This window comes from Bartonella machadoae (assembly GCF_022559585.1).
Taxonomy (GTDB): Bacteria; Pseudomonadota; Alphaproteobacteria; order Rhizobiales; family Rhizobiaceae; genus Bartonella; species Bartonella machadoae.
Genome location: NZ_CP087114.1, coordinates 1992501 through 2007553, shown reverse-complemented (window position 1 = coordinate 2007553; position 15053 = coordinate 1992501). Strand labels below are relative to the sequence as shown.

Annotated in this window: 12 protein-coding genes and 3 pseudogenes (1 of these 15 only partly in view); 7 read left to right on the top strand and 8 right to left on the bottom strand. The window is 41.6% G+C overall.

What is annotated here, in order from left to right; genetic code table 11:
* Window positions 1-432: 432 nt before the first annotated feature.
* Window positions 433-2747 (top strand): annotated as a pseudogene (locus tag LNM86_RS13070) (autotransporter outer membrane beta-barrel domain-containing protein); the annotation flags it as partial.
* Window positions 2748-3044: 297 nt separating this feature from the next.
* Window positions 3045-3287 carry a hypothetical protein gene (locus tag LNM86_RS09450; protein WP_241437477.1) on the top strand — a complete coding sequence of 81 codons (243 nt, stop codon included), beginning with the start codon at window positions 3045-3047 and terminating at the stop codon, window positions 3285-3287.
* A gap of 259 nt (window positions 3288-3546) precedes the next feature.
* Here LNM86_RS09450 and LNM86_RS09445 read toward each other — a convergent pair.
* From LNM86_RS09445 to LNM86_RS09435, 3 genes and pseudogenes are all read right to left on the bottom strand, one after another.
* Window positions 3547-3743 (bottom strand): annotated as a pseudogene (locus LNM86_RS09445) (Arm DNA-binding domain-containing protein); the annotation flags it as partial.
* A gap of 539 nt (window positions 3744-4282) precedes the next feature.
* A complete protein-coding gene (locus tag LNM86_RS09440; RefSeq protein WP_241437476.1) occupies window positions 4283-4735 on the bottom strand; it encodes a hypothetical protein in 453 nt (150 codons plus the stop codon).
* Window positions 4736-4782: 47 nt separating this feature from the next.
* Complete coding sequence (locus LNM86_RS09435; protein WP_241437475.1) at window positions 4783-5145, bottom strand: hypothetical protein; 363 nt, start codon at window positions 5143-5145, stop codon at window positions 4783-4785.
* 38 nt (window positions 5146-5183) lie between these two features.
* Here LNM86_RS09435 and LNM86_RS09430 point away from each other — a divergent pair, with 38 nt between their 5' ends.
* A complete protein-coding gene (locus LNM86_RS09430; RefSeq protein ID WP_241437474.1) occupies window positions 5184-5978 on the top strand; it encodes a hypothetical protein in 795 nt (264 codons plus the stop codon).
* Window positions 5979-6110: 132 nt separating this feature from the next.
* Here the strand turns inward: LNM86_RS09430 and LNM86_RS09425 are convergent, their stop codons facing one another.
* Window positions 6111-7127, bottom strand: coding sequence for a PAS domain-containing sensor histidine kinase (locus LNM86_RS09425; protein ID WP_241437473.1), 1017 nt, complete (start codon window positions 7125-7127; stop codon window positions 6111-6113).
* Between the two features lie 20 nt (window positions 7128-7147).
* Window positions 7148-7942, bottom strand: coding sequence for a response regulator (locus LNM86_RS09420; protein WP_241437472.1), 795 nt, complete (start codon window positions 7940-7942; stop codon window positions 7148-7150).
* 166 nt (window positions 7943-8108) lie between these two features.
* Here LNM86_RS09420 and LNM86_RS09415 point away from each other — a divergent pair, with 166 nt between their 5' ends.
* The 4 genes and pseudogenes from LNM86_RS09415 to LNM86_RS09400 all read left to right on the top strand — a co-directional run.
* A complete protein-coding gene (locus LNM86_RS09415) occupies window positions 8109-8312 on the top strand; it encodes a NepR family anti-sigma factor (protein WP_241437471.1) in 204 nt (67 codons plus the stop codon).
* A 7-nt stretch (window positions 8313-8319) separates the two neighbouring features.
* Window positions 8320-8874, top strand: a complete 555-nt coding sequence (locus LNM86_RS09410) for an RNA polymerase sigma factor (protein WP_241437470.1) — start codon at window positions 8320-8322, stop codon at window positions 8872-8874.
* A 226-nt stretch (window positions 8875-9100) separates the two neighbouring features.
* Window positions 9101-10531 (top strand): sensor histidine kinase, encoded by a 1431-nt coding sequence (locus LNM86_RS09405; protein ID WP_241438977.1) that lies wholly within the window; start codon window positions 9101-9103, stop codon window positions 10529-10531.
* Window positions 10532-10592: 61 nt separating this feature from the next.
* Window positions 10593-10931 (top strand): annotated as a pseudogene (locus LNM86_RS09400) (ATP-binding protein); the annotation flags it as partial.
* A 50-nt stretch (window positions 10932-10981) separates the two neighbouring features.
* Here LNM86_RS09400 and LNM86_RS09395 read toward each other — a convergent pair.
* The 3 genes from LNM86_RS09395 to LNM86_RS12765 form a co-directional block, all read right to left on the bottom strand.
* Window positions 10982-12499 (bottom strand): metallophosphoesterase, encoded by a 1518-nt coding sequence (locus LNM86_RS09395; RefSeq protein WP_241437469.1) that lies wholly within the window; start codon window positions 12497-12499, stop codon window positions 10982-10984.
* Between the two features lie 310 nt (window positions 12500-12809).
* On the bottom strand, window positions 12810-14816 hold the full coding sequence (locus LNM86_RS09390; RefSeq protein ID WP_241437468.1) for a M23 family metallopeptidase: 2007 nt from the start codon (window positions 14814-14816) through the stop codon (window positions 12810-12812).
* Between the two features lie 139 nt (window positions 14817-14955).
* Window positions 14956-15053 carry the 3' portion of a hypothetical protein gene (locus LNM86_RS12765; protein WP_256460908.1) on the bottom strand. The gene runs 37 nt beyond the window's last position, so only the last 98 of its 135 coding nucleotides appear in the window; its start codon lies off the right edge, out of view; it ends in the stop codon at window positions 14956-14958.

Here is a 15053-nt window from a genome sequence, read left to right as displayed (position 1 = left end):
TCTGATGGTGATGGGGTCTATGCAGAGGGAGCTGGATCTCAAATCACCATGACGGAAGGAGAAGTCACTGGGAAAGAAGCTGCCTTGTTCGCAGAAAAAGGTCATATTGATGTCACAAATGTTGCTTTGAAAACGGATGGCAACGGAATCGGGGCACAATCTCTCGGCGCAAACAGCGTAATTAATTTGCAAAATACCACAATTAAAGAGGTTAAAATCGGCCTAAAGGCACAAGAGGGTGGCGCGATCAGCATGACCGAGGGATCCATTGATGCATCTGACAGAGCAGTGTATATAACAGGCAACAACAGTATCGTTCACTTGAACAATGTTGCTATAAGTTCATCATCAGACACATCTACACAAAAACTAGGCAATGGTACTAGACACATACCCTATGGTATAAGCATACCCAATGGTACTATACACGTAGAAGACAATGGTACAATCGATATGACCGGCGGTTCCATTAAGAGCAGCACACAAGCAGCTGTCACTGTAAACAACAGTCATGACAACAAATTGAAAAACGTTCATATTCATGCAAAAAAACGTGGAATAATAAGCTACGGAAGTACGTTGACTCTAGAAGATGTAACAGTTGAGAGCACCTCCACCGCTATGACTGTAGACTATGAATCTCAGGTAACAATATCCGGCAGCTCATTTAAAGGCGGTACAGTGGGAGTATCGGTTGCCTACCAAAGCACTGCTTTTTTTAAGGATGTGCAAATTGATGCCAAGAATGGACTCTTAGTAGGACCTTCTTCAATCGTGATGACAGGCGGAAAAGTGACTGGTGATGTTGCTTTTCACATGGCAAATGGCAACGGAAAAATTGATGCAACAGATGTGACTACAAAAACAAAAAGCCAAGCTATAGCACTCTCATGCCCTAACGAAAGAGAGATATGCAAGCATACTCTCAATTTAACCAAGACAAAGCTCTTTGTTGAAGATGGCATCGGTATTTTTGCAAGTCTTGCAGCAAATAGTAACGTCAACCTCAATAACTCAGAAATCCACGCAGATGTTTTATTAACAGAACGAATGGACAATGCAGAAATCAAAGACCAGAGCATGTTGACATTAACCGCTGATCACTCTCTTCTGGAAGGAAGAGCAGCAATTGAAAAGGATGCAAGAACACTTCTTGATCTTAAAAACGATACAACATGGATCGTAAAAACCAGTACAAAAGAAAAAGATAAGGATGGCAATCTGCTTGATATCGCTCAAAGAGCACGTTCTGATCTTTCTGTTCTTAACCTCAACAACAGTAAGATTGTTTTCCAAGGACCAATAGAAGAGCATTATCACACATTGCATATAGGATCTGGTAAGCCAGAAAATACCGCAGTCTACAATGCCACAGGAAACGCAGAAATTTACTTCAATGCCGAATGGAGTGATGGTGCAGCGATAGCTGATCAAAAAACCGACAGATTGCTCATTGATGGCGATGTATCAGGAACAACAGCCGTTTATGTCACGGGACATTTAGAAGGAAACAATGGGAAAGCAAACACCTCTGCTGCTGCCAATGTCCGTGGTCTGTCACTCATTCAAGTCTCTGGAAAAGCAAAAGAAGACTCTTTTAAACTGGTAAATGGCTATACCACAAGAGATGGCTCTCCGGATATGTATACACTGCGTGCCTATGGACCAGAGTCAAGCCAAGGCAAAGCTGATATTGGGCAAAATCTGTTTGATGAAAAAAATAAAAACTTCTGGGACTTCCGTTTGCAACCTAAACTGCTTGAAACAGGCTCTGGTCAAAGTGTGAACGCCCCTGTACCACAAACGGCAAACTACTTGGTCATGCCAAATGCTCTCTTCTATAGTGGATTAACCGATATGGCCAAGAAAAACGCACTGATAGCCAATATCAGAACATCCATCCTAGGAAAGGAAGAGGAGAAAAACACCGGTTTCTTCCTCTCCACCTATGGAAGCACAGGGACCTTATCTTCTGCGCGTGGTCCTCTCAAATATGGTTATGGCGCTGATATTCGTTATGCTGCTCTCCAAGCGGGGGCAACATTGGCAGCAATCGAGGGACAGAAATCATCACACATTTCGGTGTTGTTGGAACTTACGGACAACTGTCTTTCACTCCAAAGGACATGGCAGATGTAAGCAAGAGCACATTGGATAAATGGTCGCTAACAGCCTATGGCAGCCTACAGCATGACAATGGTTTCTATCTTGATACACTGTTCTCTTATGGTGTTTTCAAGGGTGATATCGGCAATGCCATCATGGGCAAAACCGCAAAAGTGAAAAATGCCAAAATGGTGAGTGTTTCTACCACCCTTGGCAAGCAATTTGCCACCGGAATGGAAGGTTTAACATTCGAACCGCAGGCACAGCTTGCCTATCAACATCTGATGTTTAAATCCATTGAAGATGCCAATAATCTGATCATTGATATGAACAACCCTTCTCAATGGTTAATCCGTGTTGGTGGACGTTTGACAAAAACCATTTCCACTGAAAACAACCATCCTCTGTCTTTCTATGGGAAGGTCAACTTTATCAAAACATTTGGTGACGATGGATCTATCACAATTGGCAGAGACTTTGACCTTGATCCTATGGGTGCTGCGATTGAAGGTGGGCTTGGTATCAGTGCACAACTTTCACACAATTTGTCTCTTCATGGTGATGTTAGTTACCAACAAAAGCTGCAAAAAACCGGTATATCCGGAGCAAGTTTTTCAGGAGGAATACGCTATCAGTTTTAAACCAAGGCGATCAGTCTTAAAATAAAGCTATAAACCTTAAAACAGAGCTGTAAATTAAATGGGAACGTAAAAACAAGCATTCTCTATCCTTTGTTTTTATCCCCTCTCCTATAAACAGAAGAGCCAAGATTTTTGGCTCTTCTATTGAAAACAACTATCCTCTGTCTTTCTATGGAGAAAATTACCCTCATCATCTTTTTCTTGTGTGCTGGTTTTTATGAACCGTGTTGTCTTGTTTTTGAGAGCAAAGCGCACATTTCTGTCTTTAGCAATATTCGCTTTGCCTTCTAGAGTAAATTGAGATTGATCCGCGGTTTAAAAGTAAACTTTATTAAAATACTTGATGACGATGGAGCCATCACAATTGGCAGAGACTTTGATCTTGATCCTATGAGTCCTGCGATTGAAAGTGGCATTGGCATCAATGTAAAATTGTCTCACAGTTTAGCACTCCATGGTGATATAAACTATCGAAAAAAGCTGCAAAAAACCGGACTAACAGGAGCAAGTTTTTCAGGAGGAATCCGCTATCAGTTTTAAACCAAGGCGAACAGTTTTAAGATGAGGCTATAAACTTTAAGACAAAGTGGCTCAGGCTCCGGTGGTTCAGGTTCCGGTGGGGCAAGTTCCGGTAGGTCAGGCTCCGACTATAAATCTGAAAACAGAGCTGTAAATTGAATATGGGGCTGTAAAAACAAGCATCTTTTATCCTTCGTTTTTATCCCCTCTCCTATAAACAGAAGCGCTAAGTTTTTTGGCGCTTCTGTTGAAGAGACATTGAGAGACATCAAAAAGAAAAGGCAGTATCATACGCTGCCTTTAAAGAGATATCTCTCAGTACACCTAAGCCCATTTCACAATGCCGCCCGTGAATAGTATAGCGTAAAATCCACGAACCACCACTATATCTTCACGCTTATGAAGGTATAAGCTGTCCCCATCATATTCTTTACCGCCCCCCAATGTTGCCAGCCCCCAATGTTGCAAGAGCCCTATTACAAGAAACCTTGGTATTGAGACAATGCATAACAGGTATTTTTACACCTTTCTTCTCTCTTTTTTACCCATACGCTCATCCCACTTATAATGTGCAAGGGGATATTTTTGATTGATTCAACATAAGCAGGTTTGCAATGAGAGAAGCTTACAATATTCGGGGGACTCATTTGACATGCAAAAAGATAAATTATCATTATAAATTAATATTTTGACATCGAGTGGTCATAACTTCAACAAAGGAAAATGTTTAAGTCGAAGAGCGATATTTAAGCGTTTGTGAAAGATCTTATTGCCTTAAGGTGTTCTGTTGTTCAAGACGGAATCTCTCTTGCACTTTCCGATTTTGAAATTTTGCTGGGAAGTGCTGGACAGTTCTCAAAATGGTGATACGTCGACAGAAAAAGTTGCCTCTTTTTTTCTCTTAACCGAAGAAATACAGAAAAAACCACGTTGACGTCAGGTGGTAACAGCTTTGGCAGAGGAAAATGTTTAAGCCGAAGAGTGATATTTAAGCACTTGTGAAAATTGTTGCCTGTTTAACGAGAGAGAGAAGCGGGTGCCCCTTCTGTTGTTTCAACAGAGAGGACAGCAATCAGTGCACCGGTATAATAATTATAAATCATAAATTTTGTTTGTCCCTCTGGTGTTAAGATTTTCAGCACAATATTGTGATCTGAGAGACTTTGCGACAAAATCTGCGTCTTTTCCGGTAAGGAGAGGGTGTGGTGAACAGTTGCTTGAGTGGAGCTTTGAGCAAAAAGAGGCTTTGTTTTTTGGGAAGGTGAATCTGTCGCTATAATTTTATAGATAACGCCAAAGAGTACAGCAAGAATGAGAATGAGCGTTATTGAAATAGAAACAATCATTAAACGCATAAGCTTTTTTCTTACGCGTTCTACCGCTGGGTCTAAAGCTTGCTCTTCTTGAGGGGGGGAGGCTTGCTCTGCGCGATGGTCTATTGAAGTTTGAACCTGTTTCTTATCCATCATGCTATACTCTTGTCCTTTATTCCTTAAAGTCTGATGGGTTTATGCTTTTAAGGTGTTTTATGCAAGAGGTTGGTAGAAGAAAGATTGAGAGGAAAGGATGAAGGCAAAATATTCGTTTCATGCTCTCTAAATGTCTTATCATCCATATTTTGGCTTTTAAGCAAAAAATTGCCTCGATTTGTGACATACCAACTCAACTTGACTTCTTGTTGATGTAAGTTTGCCTGTATGCTTGTACATTGGGCAAAGATTTGCTGTCCTGAAGAGGAAAATTTTTTTGTGGATGGTATCATGGCCTGTTCACATTCTTGCGCTGTTTTATAGGTTTCGACCATGGTTTTGTTAGAATAGCAGCTGTTAAAATCATCTGTGCATGAAACCAATAAAAGAATAAAGACAAGGTTATTCATAAAATATTTTCCAAATAAAATAAAAGCCAAATAAAAGCTTGACAGCATGCCCTCCGATTTGTCAGCCTTATGGCGTTTTCTATGAAGAAACGTTTTTAAAGATTTTAGGTTCCGGCAAGAGGTTCCGGCAAGAGGTTCCGGCAAGAGGTTCCGGCAAGAGGTTCCGGCAAGAGGTTCCGGCAAGAGGTTCCGGCAAGAGGTTCCGGCAAGAGGTTCCGGCAAGAGGTTCCGGCAAGAGGTTCCGGCAAGAGGTCCGGCAAGAGGTTCCGGCAAGAGGTTCCGGCAAGAGGTTCCGGCAAGAGGTTCCGGCAAGAGGTTCCGGCAAGAGGTTCCGGCAAGAGGTTCCGGCAAGAGGTTCCGGCAAGAGGTTCCGGCAAGAGGTTCCGGCAAGAGGTTCCGCAAGAGGTTCCGGCAAGAGGTTCCGGCAAGAGGTTCCGGCAAGAGGTTCCGGCAAGAGGTTCCGGCAAGAGGTTCCGGCAAGAGGTTCCGGCAAGAGGTTCCGGCAAGAGGTTCCGGCAAGAGGTTCCGGCAAGAGGTTCCGGCAAGAGGTTCCGGCAAGAGGTTCCGGCCGGCAAGAGGTTCCGGCAAGAGGTTCCGGCAAGAGGTTCCGGCAAGAGGTTCCGGCAAGAGGTTCCGGCAAGAGGTTCCGGCAAGAGGTTCCGGCAAGAGGTTCCGGCAAGAGGTTCCGGCAAGAGGTTCCGGCAAGAGGTTCCGGCAAGAGGTTCCGGCAAGAGGTTCCGGCAAGAGGTTCCGGCAAGAGGTTCCGGCAAGAGGTTCCGGCAAGAGGTTCCGGCAAGAGGTTCCGGCAAAAAGTCCGAAAAAACAAAATGTAAAAACAAAATTTAAAGAATGAATTCTAAAAAATTTATGGTAGAGAAAAAACTCTTTGTGTTGCGAAAAAATAGTGTGAGAACAACTCTACCCATGTTGTGCGTTGTTATATCTTCGCGTTTTAACCGATTGTTTTAAAAAAAAATGTCAAAATACGTGTCTGGAACGCGTAAGCAATAAACAATTCCTGTTTCTGTTAATTTTAAAGAAGCAGAACCATTGACAGAAACTGGAACAATCTTTTCTAAAACGGCACTGCCAAAACAAGCTTTATTATTGCTTGAAAGAGATGTCGGTACTGCAAAATTTTCATCCCAAGTGATGAGAAGTTGCGTGCTGCCATTGATTGTTGTGTCGAGTTCACAACGTATACAAACGCTTCCCTTTTCTTGCGATAAGGCACCAAAAGAAAGCGAATTGACAATAAGTTCATGAAAAGCCAAACCAATATGTAAAGCCGCATTGGGAAAAAGATAAGGATCGACACCTTCAAGGGAAAAACGTTCTGTATCTTTCAGCAAATAGCCTAATGTTTGGGATTGTACCAATTCACGAAATTGGGCTCCACGCCAATCGGAATCGGTGATCAGATCTTGAGAGTGTGAAAGAGAATGAAGGCGTCCTTGAAATTTGCGTAAAAAAATCTGCAGCGATTCAGTATAGCGTGCCGTTTGGCTGGCAATACTTTGAATGATGGCAAGAAGATTTTTAGAACGATGACTCACTTCCCGAAGCAGGACTTTTAACACTTGCTCACGGCGACGTAATCCTGAAATATCAACTCCTGTGGTGATAATACCGATAATGTCTCCATTATCATTGCGATGGCAATCAATAGAAAATTTATACCACGTCACTTGTTTGGAAGTATCTTCAAACCGCGCTTCAATGCTGTGCATTTTGCACGTAGCTAAAACCTGTAATTTAATGGTTTCCATATTATCCGCAAGTTCAAGCGAAAAAAAATCACTGTCACGACATCCTATGTGCCATTTATTCTGCAAATGTTGCGGCAAGTTTTCAGCCCATAAATAGTCGAGATTTGTTGTCTGATAGAGAACACAAATATCCGCTCCACGAATTGCTTGCATGAGGGCGCTAAGATGCGAAGTATCTATCGGGGGCTTGTTTTGAAGAGGCATAACCATCATGATCAAGAGGTGAATCTGTTCTAGGCCGCTTTAGAAGCATTCTCTTGGAAAAATAAAGCCTGCGAAATAAGCGCTTTTACCATATCAGGATTAAAAGGTTTGGTGACTAAAAAAGTCGGCTCTGGGCGTTCTCCAGTCAATAGTCGCTCAGGAAAAGCAGTGATAAAAATCACTGGTATATGGTCGTTTTGCAAAATGTCATTGACCGCATCAATACCAGAACTGTTATCGGCTAATTGAATATCAGCCAAAATTAAACGCGGCTTTTCTTTATGATACATGATGACAGCCTCATCACGGGTGCGCGCTATTCCTACAACTTTATGGCCAAGACTTTCGACCATCTGTTCAATATCCATTGCTATAAGCGGCTCGTCTTCAATAATCATCACTTCGGTGGCAATTTGTTGCGATATATCCGTCGAGGCTTGATTGAGAAGCTTCCGGAACGCTTTCACATCAAGGCCCATGATTTCACGCGCTTCTTGTTCGTTAAATCCTTCAACGGCAATGAGTAAAAAAGCTTGCCGTGCACGCGGCGTTAAATACGATAATTTAGCGCTGGTTTTTTGCTCAAGACCAAATTGTGGCAGAGGTTCTGGGATGTTTGGGGTGGTTTGGTCAAAAAGATGGCAAAAAAGCCAATAGGTACCAATGCGGTCACTCGATGCTTTAGGAAAAATCGAAATATCCGCAATAAGCGCTTCCAACATCGCTGAAACATAAGCATCACCAGAGGATTGGCTGCCGGTGACGGAGCGGGCAAAACGCCGAAGATAAGGAAGATGTGGGGCAATGCGCGTGGATAATGACATAATTTATAACTCCTTTGACCTTTAGAGCACTTTGTTGGTTGAAATTCTCAACAGATGAAAAAGTTCCTCTGCCATATGGAACTTTTTGCATACAACTATATTTACAACCATAAGGCGAAAGTTCTTATCAGTGCTACTGATATTATATGGATTAGGGGGATAAAAAATGAACGACCGCGGTGAAAAAAATCTCAACAATCACTGTACAGTTGGAGATGATCTTCTTGGGGTCAATTGCGAAATAGCACGAAAGTTACGCCAATTTTACATGGAAATTCAGGAAGAAGCACTGCCGGTGCGTTTGCTCGAACTGTTAGACAGGTTGGAGCGCGCTGAACAATTTCACCTCAATAATGTGGAAAAGGTGTAAATCCACCATGGTAGAGGGCGTAAAAAATTTTAAAAAGGAACTTCTTTTAATTCTACCAGCCTTGCGGGCTTTTGCACTTTCTTTAAGTAGCAGGTACGATAAGGCTGAGGATTTGGTCCAAGATACCGTTATGAAAGCATGGGCTAAGCAAGACAGTTTTGAAATGGGGACCAATCTTAAAGCTTGGCTTTTTACAATTTTACGCAATGAGTTTTATAGCCAAATGCGTAAAAGGGGGAGGGAAGTGCAAGACAGCGATGGTGTGATTACCCAAAATGTAGCGGTTCATCCAGCCCAATATGGATCACTTGATTTGCAAGATTTCAAAAAAGCCTTAAATATGCTCTCTGTTGATCAAAGAGAAGCCATTATCCTCATTGGGGCTTCGGGGTTTTCTTATGAAGATGCCGCTGCTATTTGTGGGTGTGCTGTTGGAACAATTAAAAGTCGGGTAAGCAGAGCGCGCCATCGCTTACAGGAACTGCTTAAAGTCAATGGTCAATCCGATTATGGTCCCGATATTAATTCCGCGGGAAGCACATTGTGTTCATTTAACGGCTAAAAAAGCATAATAATTATGATCAAGAGCCTTGTTTTTTTTATTCCCGTTATAGCTATTAAAGTAAAAGTCAGCATCTGAGGTGTTTCAGAGTGTTTGGTGCATCCTTTTAAGGAAAAGAAAAAAGCCTGTATGAAAGTCTTTCGCGGGCTTTTGCCTTATATTCCGATAAGGGCGTTTTCCTCTGTGCTGAAAAATGACAATTTTCAGGTTCGCCGATGGAAATTCTATGACAACAAAGACGAATGTGCTTTCGCAAAATCTTGCTTCTGATACAGGCATATCAAGCTGGCGGTGGGTGGCAATTGTGGTTTCTCTTGTGATGGCTCTTTTGGCATCCGTTTTTATTATGTTGCTCTCAAATGCTGTTGATCGTGAAGTGGCACAGTTGAATACAAGTTCTGAACTGCGCGAACAGGCTGATTTGGTACTGATTGGTTTGATCGATATGGCTATTGCGGACCGTAGCTACGCAAAAAACCGAAAGCCTGAGGATAAAGCCCATTTTGAAAATGCTGCACGAGAGATTGATGAAACTCTTCAATATACCGCCCTTCTTGTCTATGCTCATCCCCAATGGTATGCGTGGTTTAATGCTTTTAAAAAGGAAGTCGAAACACGTAAGGCTTTTATGAATGCCCATATGCGTGCTGTTGACGAGGTCCCTGATCAAGCTTCTCAACCAGCTGTTGCTTTAGAAGCCCCAAGGGTGCAAATGGCCAGTTTAGCACAATTGATGACAAGCTTTATCAATGGGGATGATGTGGTACGGCAAAAACAGCGTGAGGGTATTGCGCTTATGCGTGCGGCTTTAACATTGGCGGCAATACTTTCTGTCGTCAGTACTTTTATTTCCGCTTATTTTGTTATTAATCGTTTTCACCGAGATATCCGTTCTTTGAAAATGTATCAATTGCTGCTCCATAGTGAAAATTTAGCCCTTGAAGCACGCGTAAAAGAACGAACACAGGAGTTGGAAAGAGCACGCAATCATGCCGAAAAGGAACGCCAACGGGTTGAAATGTTGTTGCAAGATGCAAGCCATCGTATTGGCAATTCGCTTGGAACAGTGTCTTCTTTGCTCGGATTACAATTAAATCGCAGCAAAAATGAAGAAGTGCGTTCCGTTCTTGGGGCTGCACGTGATCGTATTCAAACAATCTCCACAGCGCATCGTCGTTTGCGTTTGAGTGATGATATGGAAACAACGCTCTTGGCAGAGTTTCTCAGTTCAGTGGTCCATGATGTTGAATTGGCTGTACCCTTTGAATTGCGTGAAAATATTACCGTGCATACGGATTTTAAAGAGTGTCGATTGCCCTCCAGAGATGCAACAACACTTGGAATTATTCTTGGTGAATTGCTGACGAATTCTTTCAAACATGCCTTTCCCAACCAAAAGGCTGGTCATATTTATATTTCCTTTGGTCCACAGCCAGATGGACAATTGATGTTGATTGTTGAAGATGATGGGGTGGGGATGAAGAATCAGACTGCAGCGCAAAAAGCAGGGCTTGGACGTTTGGTTGTCGAACAGCTGTGTATGCAGTTTGGTGAAAAACCCCTCTTTGAAACCTCTCATTTGGGGGGGACAAAGATTGTTATCCCTTTGCCAAAGCTTAGCACCAATGGTTCAAAAGAGGCACAAGCGCCATCGTAAAAGAGTGAAGCTTATACCCCTTTCTTATCAGGGTTAAGAGCAACAAATTGCTTTATAAATTTCTACAGGTGCAACAACACTTGGAATTATCCTTGGTGAATTGCTAACGAATTCTTTCAAACATGCTTTTCCCAACCAAAGGGCTGGTCATATTTATCTCTCTTTTGGTTCACAGCCAGATGGACAATTGATGTTGATTGTTGAAGATGATGGGGTGGGGATGAAGAGTCAGACTGCAGCGCAAAAAGCAGGGCTTGGACGTTTGGTTGTTGAACAGCTGTGTATGCAGTTTGGTGAAAAACCCCTTTTTGAAACCTCTCATTTGGGGGGGACAAAAATTGTTATCCCTTTGCCAAAGCTTAGTACCAATGGTTCAAAAGAGGCACAAGCGCTATCGTAAAAGGGAGTTTTTAAGGTCCCTTTATTTGATAAGATAAATATAAAATATTCTTATAAATTACTACAACTTCTGCGAAATCGTTTGGTGATGCCACTTGTCTTTAAATCCCTGACCAGAATGGCTTTCCCTGTTCTTCCATTATAGGCTTTAACGTGAAGATCCTTTCCTTGGACATCAACGAGGTAGTAGTCTCCTCTAAACAATGCTCCTGCTGTATATACAGGGATATTGCCGAAAACTTTATCATCTTGTGCACGGCAATAACTTGGATGATGGTTGTGTCCGACAAAGATCGCTTTGACATTATGAGAGGTAATAATCTCTTTAAAGGCAGCGAGATTTTTCGCATTTTTTGGTTGAAGGAAATGCGAATGTTTCTCTCTATAATAGGGGCGTGCATCGTGGAAGTTGAGAATTGTCACTTTTCCTCTTTGATCGGCAGCAGCTAAATCTTTTTTTAACCAATCGAGCGCTTTCGTGATGATGATGTTCGTATGACCATCCGATAAATTCACAGTATAAGTTGGATAATTTTGTAGTTGTACATAGTGGATATCTCCATAATCCCATGAATAACTCAAACTTCCCATTATTATGTCATAAGCCGTGTCAAGGTGGATGAGTTGACGAGACATGACGTGTTTATTGAATTGTGGTAAAGAAAGGCTGTATTTGTCTATTTCTTGAATCATTCTTTTAACAGCACTTATTGCACATGCATCTTTTGAAAGATTGGCTATCGGTAGCGTACAGTTACCAACATTATTATAATAATCATGATTGCCTAATCCTTCATAGACAGGATAAAGACTGCTTTTATACACATCTGCATAGTCTTGATAGGTTTGCGGGCGGCCGAATTCCGTCAAGTCGCCATTGATAATGTGAAATGTAGCAGCGTGTGATTCTATGGCATTTGCTACCTTCTTATTCGTTTGTAACCAAGGTTCTCTGTTGCTCTTTGCGTTCGCGTCACCAGATTTTAAACGCCATGGTTGTGGATCGGCGGCTATGATGACAGAATAATCTTTTATCGGCGCTGTTTTTTTTACATACCAAATGACTTTAGCGTTTTTTCCCCTTTCCTCTCTTCTTTCTAAATAATAATTTTTGTTGCTCGAAGATACGGAGTATTTAAGGGCGTCCATAGAGGGATTATCTCGACGGAATGGTAAAAGCGTTTTGTCATCTTGTGCTTTATATTTCAACCGACCACTGGCTCCAAAAAGCCAAGCATGAGATAGGGTCGCTGCTTTTCCTATCGAACCAGAGGCAATGATCTTCGAAGGTTCTCTTTTCCCCCTGTCTTCACCCGCTTTCCATTGTCCACGTTCAACAGTTTTAGCAGTTAACACCATGGAAGACGGTGGATTGGTGTGTTCATGGGCGATAGAGACTGTTGTTGAATGATCATCAAAGGTACTTTGTTTGCGTTTTGGTAATTTTTCAATGACGTTTTGTCTTTTTTCATGTGTCACGGAAAGAGCTTGCGCATGCAAAAAAGAAGGTTTTATACACGGACAGATGGCAAGAAAAATGCCAATGATTGTTCTATATTTGTATTTCATAAAATTATCACCCGATAAAATAACTCTATAAAATGTTGAACAGGCATAATCCGATAAGAGCTGTTAAAATTCATTTTTTACCAATGATGTTTTTTAGCTCTTTTTGAAACAAGATAATAGATCTAAAAGCATTGGGCAACAAACATTCAACTTCATGATTCATAATTGAGGCGAAAGCCTTTTAGAGAATGGCAGAAGGGTAAACCCACCTTATTATTGCTTTCGTTAAGCTTTCTCAAAGGAATGATTTTTGACAGAAATATGAAAGAAAAAAGTATTAACCATCGATAGAATCGGTGTTCTGTATGGCTTAAGACGTGTCATCTGATGGTTTTATTGGGCTTTTTAACAGAGAATCAATATTGTTTTTTTCATGCAAGAATGCTTCTAGGTCTTGATTTCTTAAAGCCTTACTGTCAGGGATACGGATGCGCATGGGGTCAACTTTTACACCATTGACAATGATTTCAAAATGACAATGGGGACCCGTTGCCATCCCTGTTGTGCCAACATAGCCAATGACTTGTCCTTGTCGGACTTTTGTGCCCAGCTTGATATCTGGTGCATAACGACTTTGGTGCGAATAACTGCTGATATACCCATTGCTATGTTGAATTTCTGTATGGTTTCCATAGCCACCGGTTACGCCAATTCTTGTGACAATACCATCTCCTACCGCAATGATAGGCGATCCTTTTGGAGCAACCCAGTCAACACCTGTATGCATGCGCACATAGCCTAAAATAGGATGCTTGCGTGGTCCAAAGGGGGAGCCAAAAACACCATTTGGAGTGGGTTTGCGGAGCAAGAAAGGTTTAGAGCTTTTTCCTTCTGAATCATAATAATCAACGCTTCCGTCTTTTGATTGATAACGGTAATATTTATAAATGGCATTGCCGAAGGTAGCACTGATATAACGAATTTCAGGGTCTTGATTGGTGAGAGTTTGCTTGGTTTTCTGATTCTTTTTGCCGTTTTTCGCTTCTTTGTTGTTTTTTTCTGTCTCGCTTTGTTGTGGCAAAGCATAAAATATTTCTATCTGATCCGTTGGTGTTATTCGACTCTTCATGTCAATATTGGTGGCAAGAAGACGAATAAGACGTTGAGAGAGAGATTGCGATAGATTATGGCTAAGCAGAGCACTATAGAGTGCATCATAAGCTGTTGGTAATTGTGCTGTACTAACATAAGAATGGGGAATACCATTTTGAAAAGCGGTTTTCAGTGCCTTTGACATTTTTGGTTCGGCACTTTCAACAAACAGTCCTTGATCATTTAAGGCAATGGTAAGAATATGATACATTCCTTGATAGATGCTTGCGCGCACCAGATGATCTTGTTCTCCAGCTTGTGTGACGATACCAATGCGTAACAGACTTCCTTCTTTCAGTGTATCCGAATGGTAAAATTTCGTTAAAATGTTTACAACCTGTTCAATTTGTTCCTTTGTATAGCTGGTGTCTTTGAAAACATCGGCGATCTTTTGTTTTTTGCGAATAGGAATAATATCTTCAGCATAGTTTTTCGTGAGATCAATGCGTTGGCTTTGAGGGGCAATGGTTACATTTTCTTGAACAATACGCACTTCAGGCGTATCGGTAAATGGGGAAGAGGAGGAGGAATCTTCTAATTTTAAAGGGTCAATCAAGGTGAGAATGGAAAGGAGTTCGTTGGATTTTTCCAAAGAAAATCCAGCCTTTTTTAATTGTTGTTGTGCTTCATCATCCGTTAGGGTATCGGCACCATCAAAGTCTAATTGATCAATGATAAAATTACGGTTGCGTAAGATGATTTTGCTTTCTACTTTTGCACCGTAAATTTGCCCTGAATCTTGTAGTTTGACAGTTTGAGGGGGCGAATCGCTAGAAAACATACTTAACGAATCAAATTTGGGATAGCTATATCTTTGTGGACGCTCTTCGGCTAATGCCATGCGAATCCATTCAAAATGTTGTGTTTGAATAACTTTTTCATCGCCTTTTTTTTGTAGAATGGATAACTCAAATTGCCGTTTGCTATCAAAGCTTTGCCGTGCATGGGTGGGAGAAATACGGTCCCCTTTATATCCGTTGGCATCGGAGTCTTGAGTGTTGGAAAGATTTTCGGGTGTAAACCATTGGGGCGGTGTTACCAATCGCTGCTGTTCATCGAGAGCAGCAAAAAGTGCAATCCCCATGAGAATGCAGGAGGTGATTCCTGTGAGAACTGTTCCGGTGAGCCAACGTACAGAAATCTGTCGGTGAGCCGGTGACAAGCGTTTAACGACAAGAGCAGGGTCTTGTCCGGGATCGTTTTTCTGTTGTTCGTTATCCCACATAGATTTTTAGAGTACTTTTCAAATATTAAATAAAAGGAGCTAGCATAGCTTAGCATCGCTCTACAAGAATTTGATTCTTTTTACAGACTTTTACAGGCAATGGAAATAACAGACTGGAAATGACAGACAATGCAAACCCTCAAATTGATACAGCGATACCTTTAATAATAGCGAAGAAAGGCAGAAGAGCAATAACAACATTGGTTATGGTATCAACCTCACACAATAAACATTCAT

Bases quoted from the DNA above. Each gene is read 5' to 3' on its own strand.
- LNM86_RS09440 (WP_241437476.1), bottom strand. From the start codon at position 4,735: ATGATGGATAAGAAACAGGTTCAAACTTCAATAGACCATCGCGCAGAG.
- LNM86_RS09435 (WP_241437475.1), bottom strand. From the start codon at position 5,145: ATGAATAACCTTGTCTTTATTCTTTTATTGGTTTCATGCACAGATGAT.
- LNM86_RS09425 (WP_241437473.1), bottom strand. From the start codon at position 7,127: ATGATGGTTATGCCTCTTCAAAACAAGCCCCCGATAGATACTTCGCAT.
- LNM86_RS09420 (WP_241437472.1), bottom strand. From the start codon at position 7,942: ATGTCATTATCCACGCGCATTGCCCCACATCTTCCTTATCTTCGGCGT.
- LNM86_RS09415 (WP_241437471.1), top strand. From the start codon at position 8,109: ATGAACGACCGCGGTGAAAAAAATCTCAACAATCACTGTACAGTTGGA.
- LNM86_RS09410 (WP_241437470.1), top strand. From the start codon at position 8,320: ATGGTAGAGGGCGTAAAAAATTTTAAAAAGGAACTTCTTTTAATTCTA.
- LNM86_RS09405 (WP_241438977.1), top strand. From the start codon at position 9,101: ATGACAACAAAGACGAATGTGCTTTCGCAAAATCTTGCTTCTGATACA.
- LNM86_RS09395 (WP_241437469.1), bottom strand. From the start codon at position 12,499: ATGAAATACAAATATAGAACAATCATTGGCATTTTTCTTGCCATCTGT.
- LNM86_RS09390 (WP_241437468.1), bottom strand. From the start codon at position 14,816: ATGTGGGATAACGAACAACAGAAAAACGATCCCGGACAAGACCCTGCT.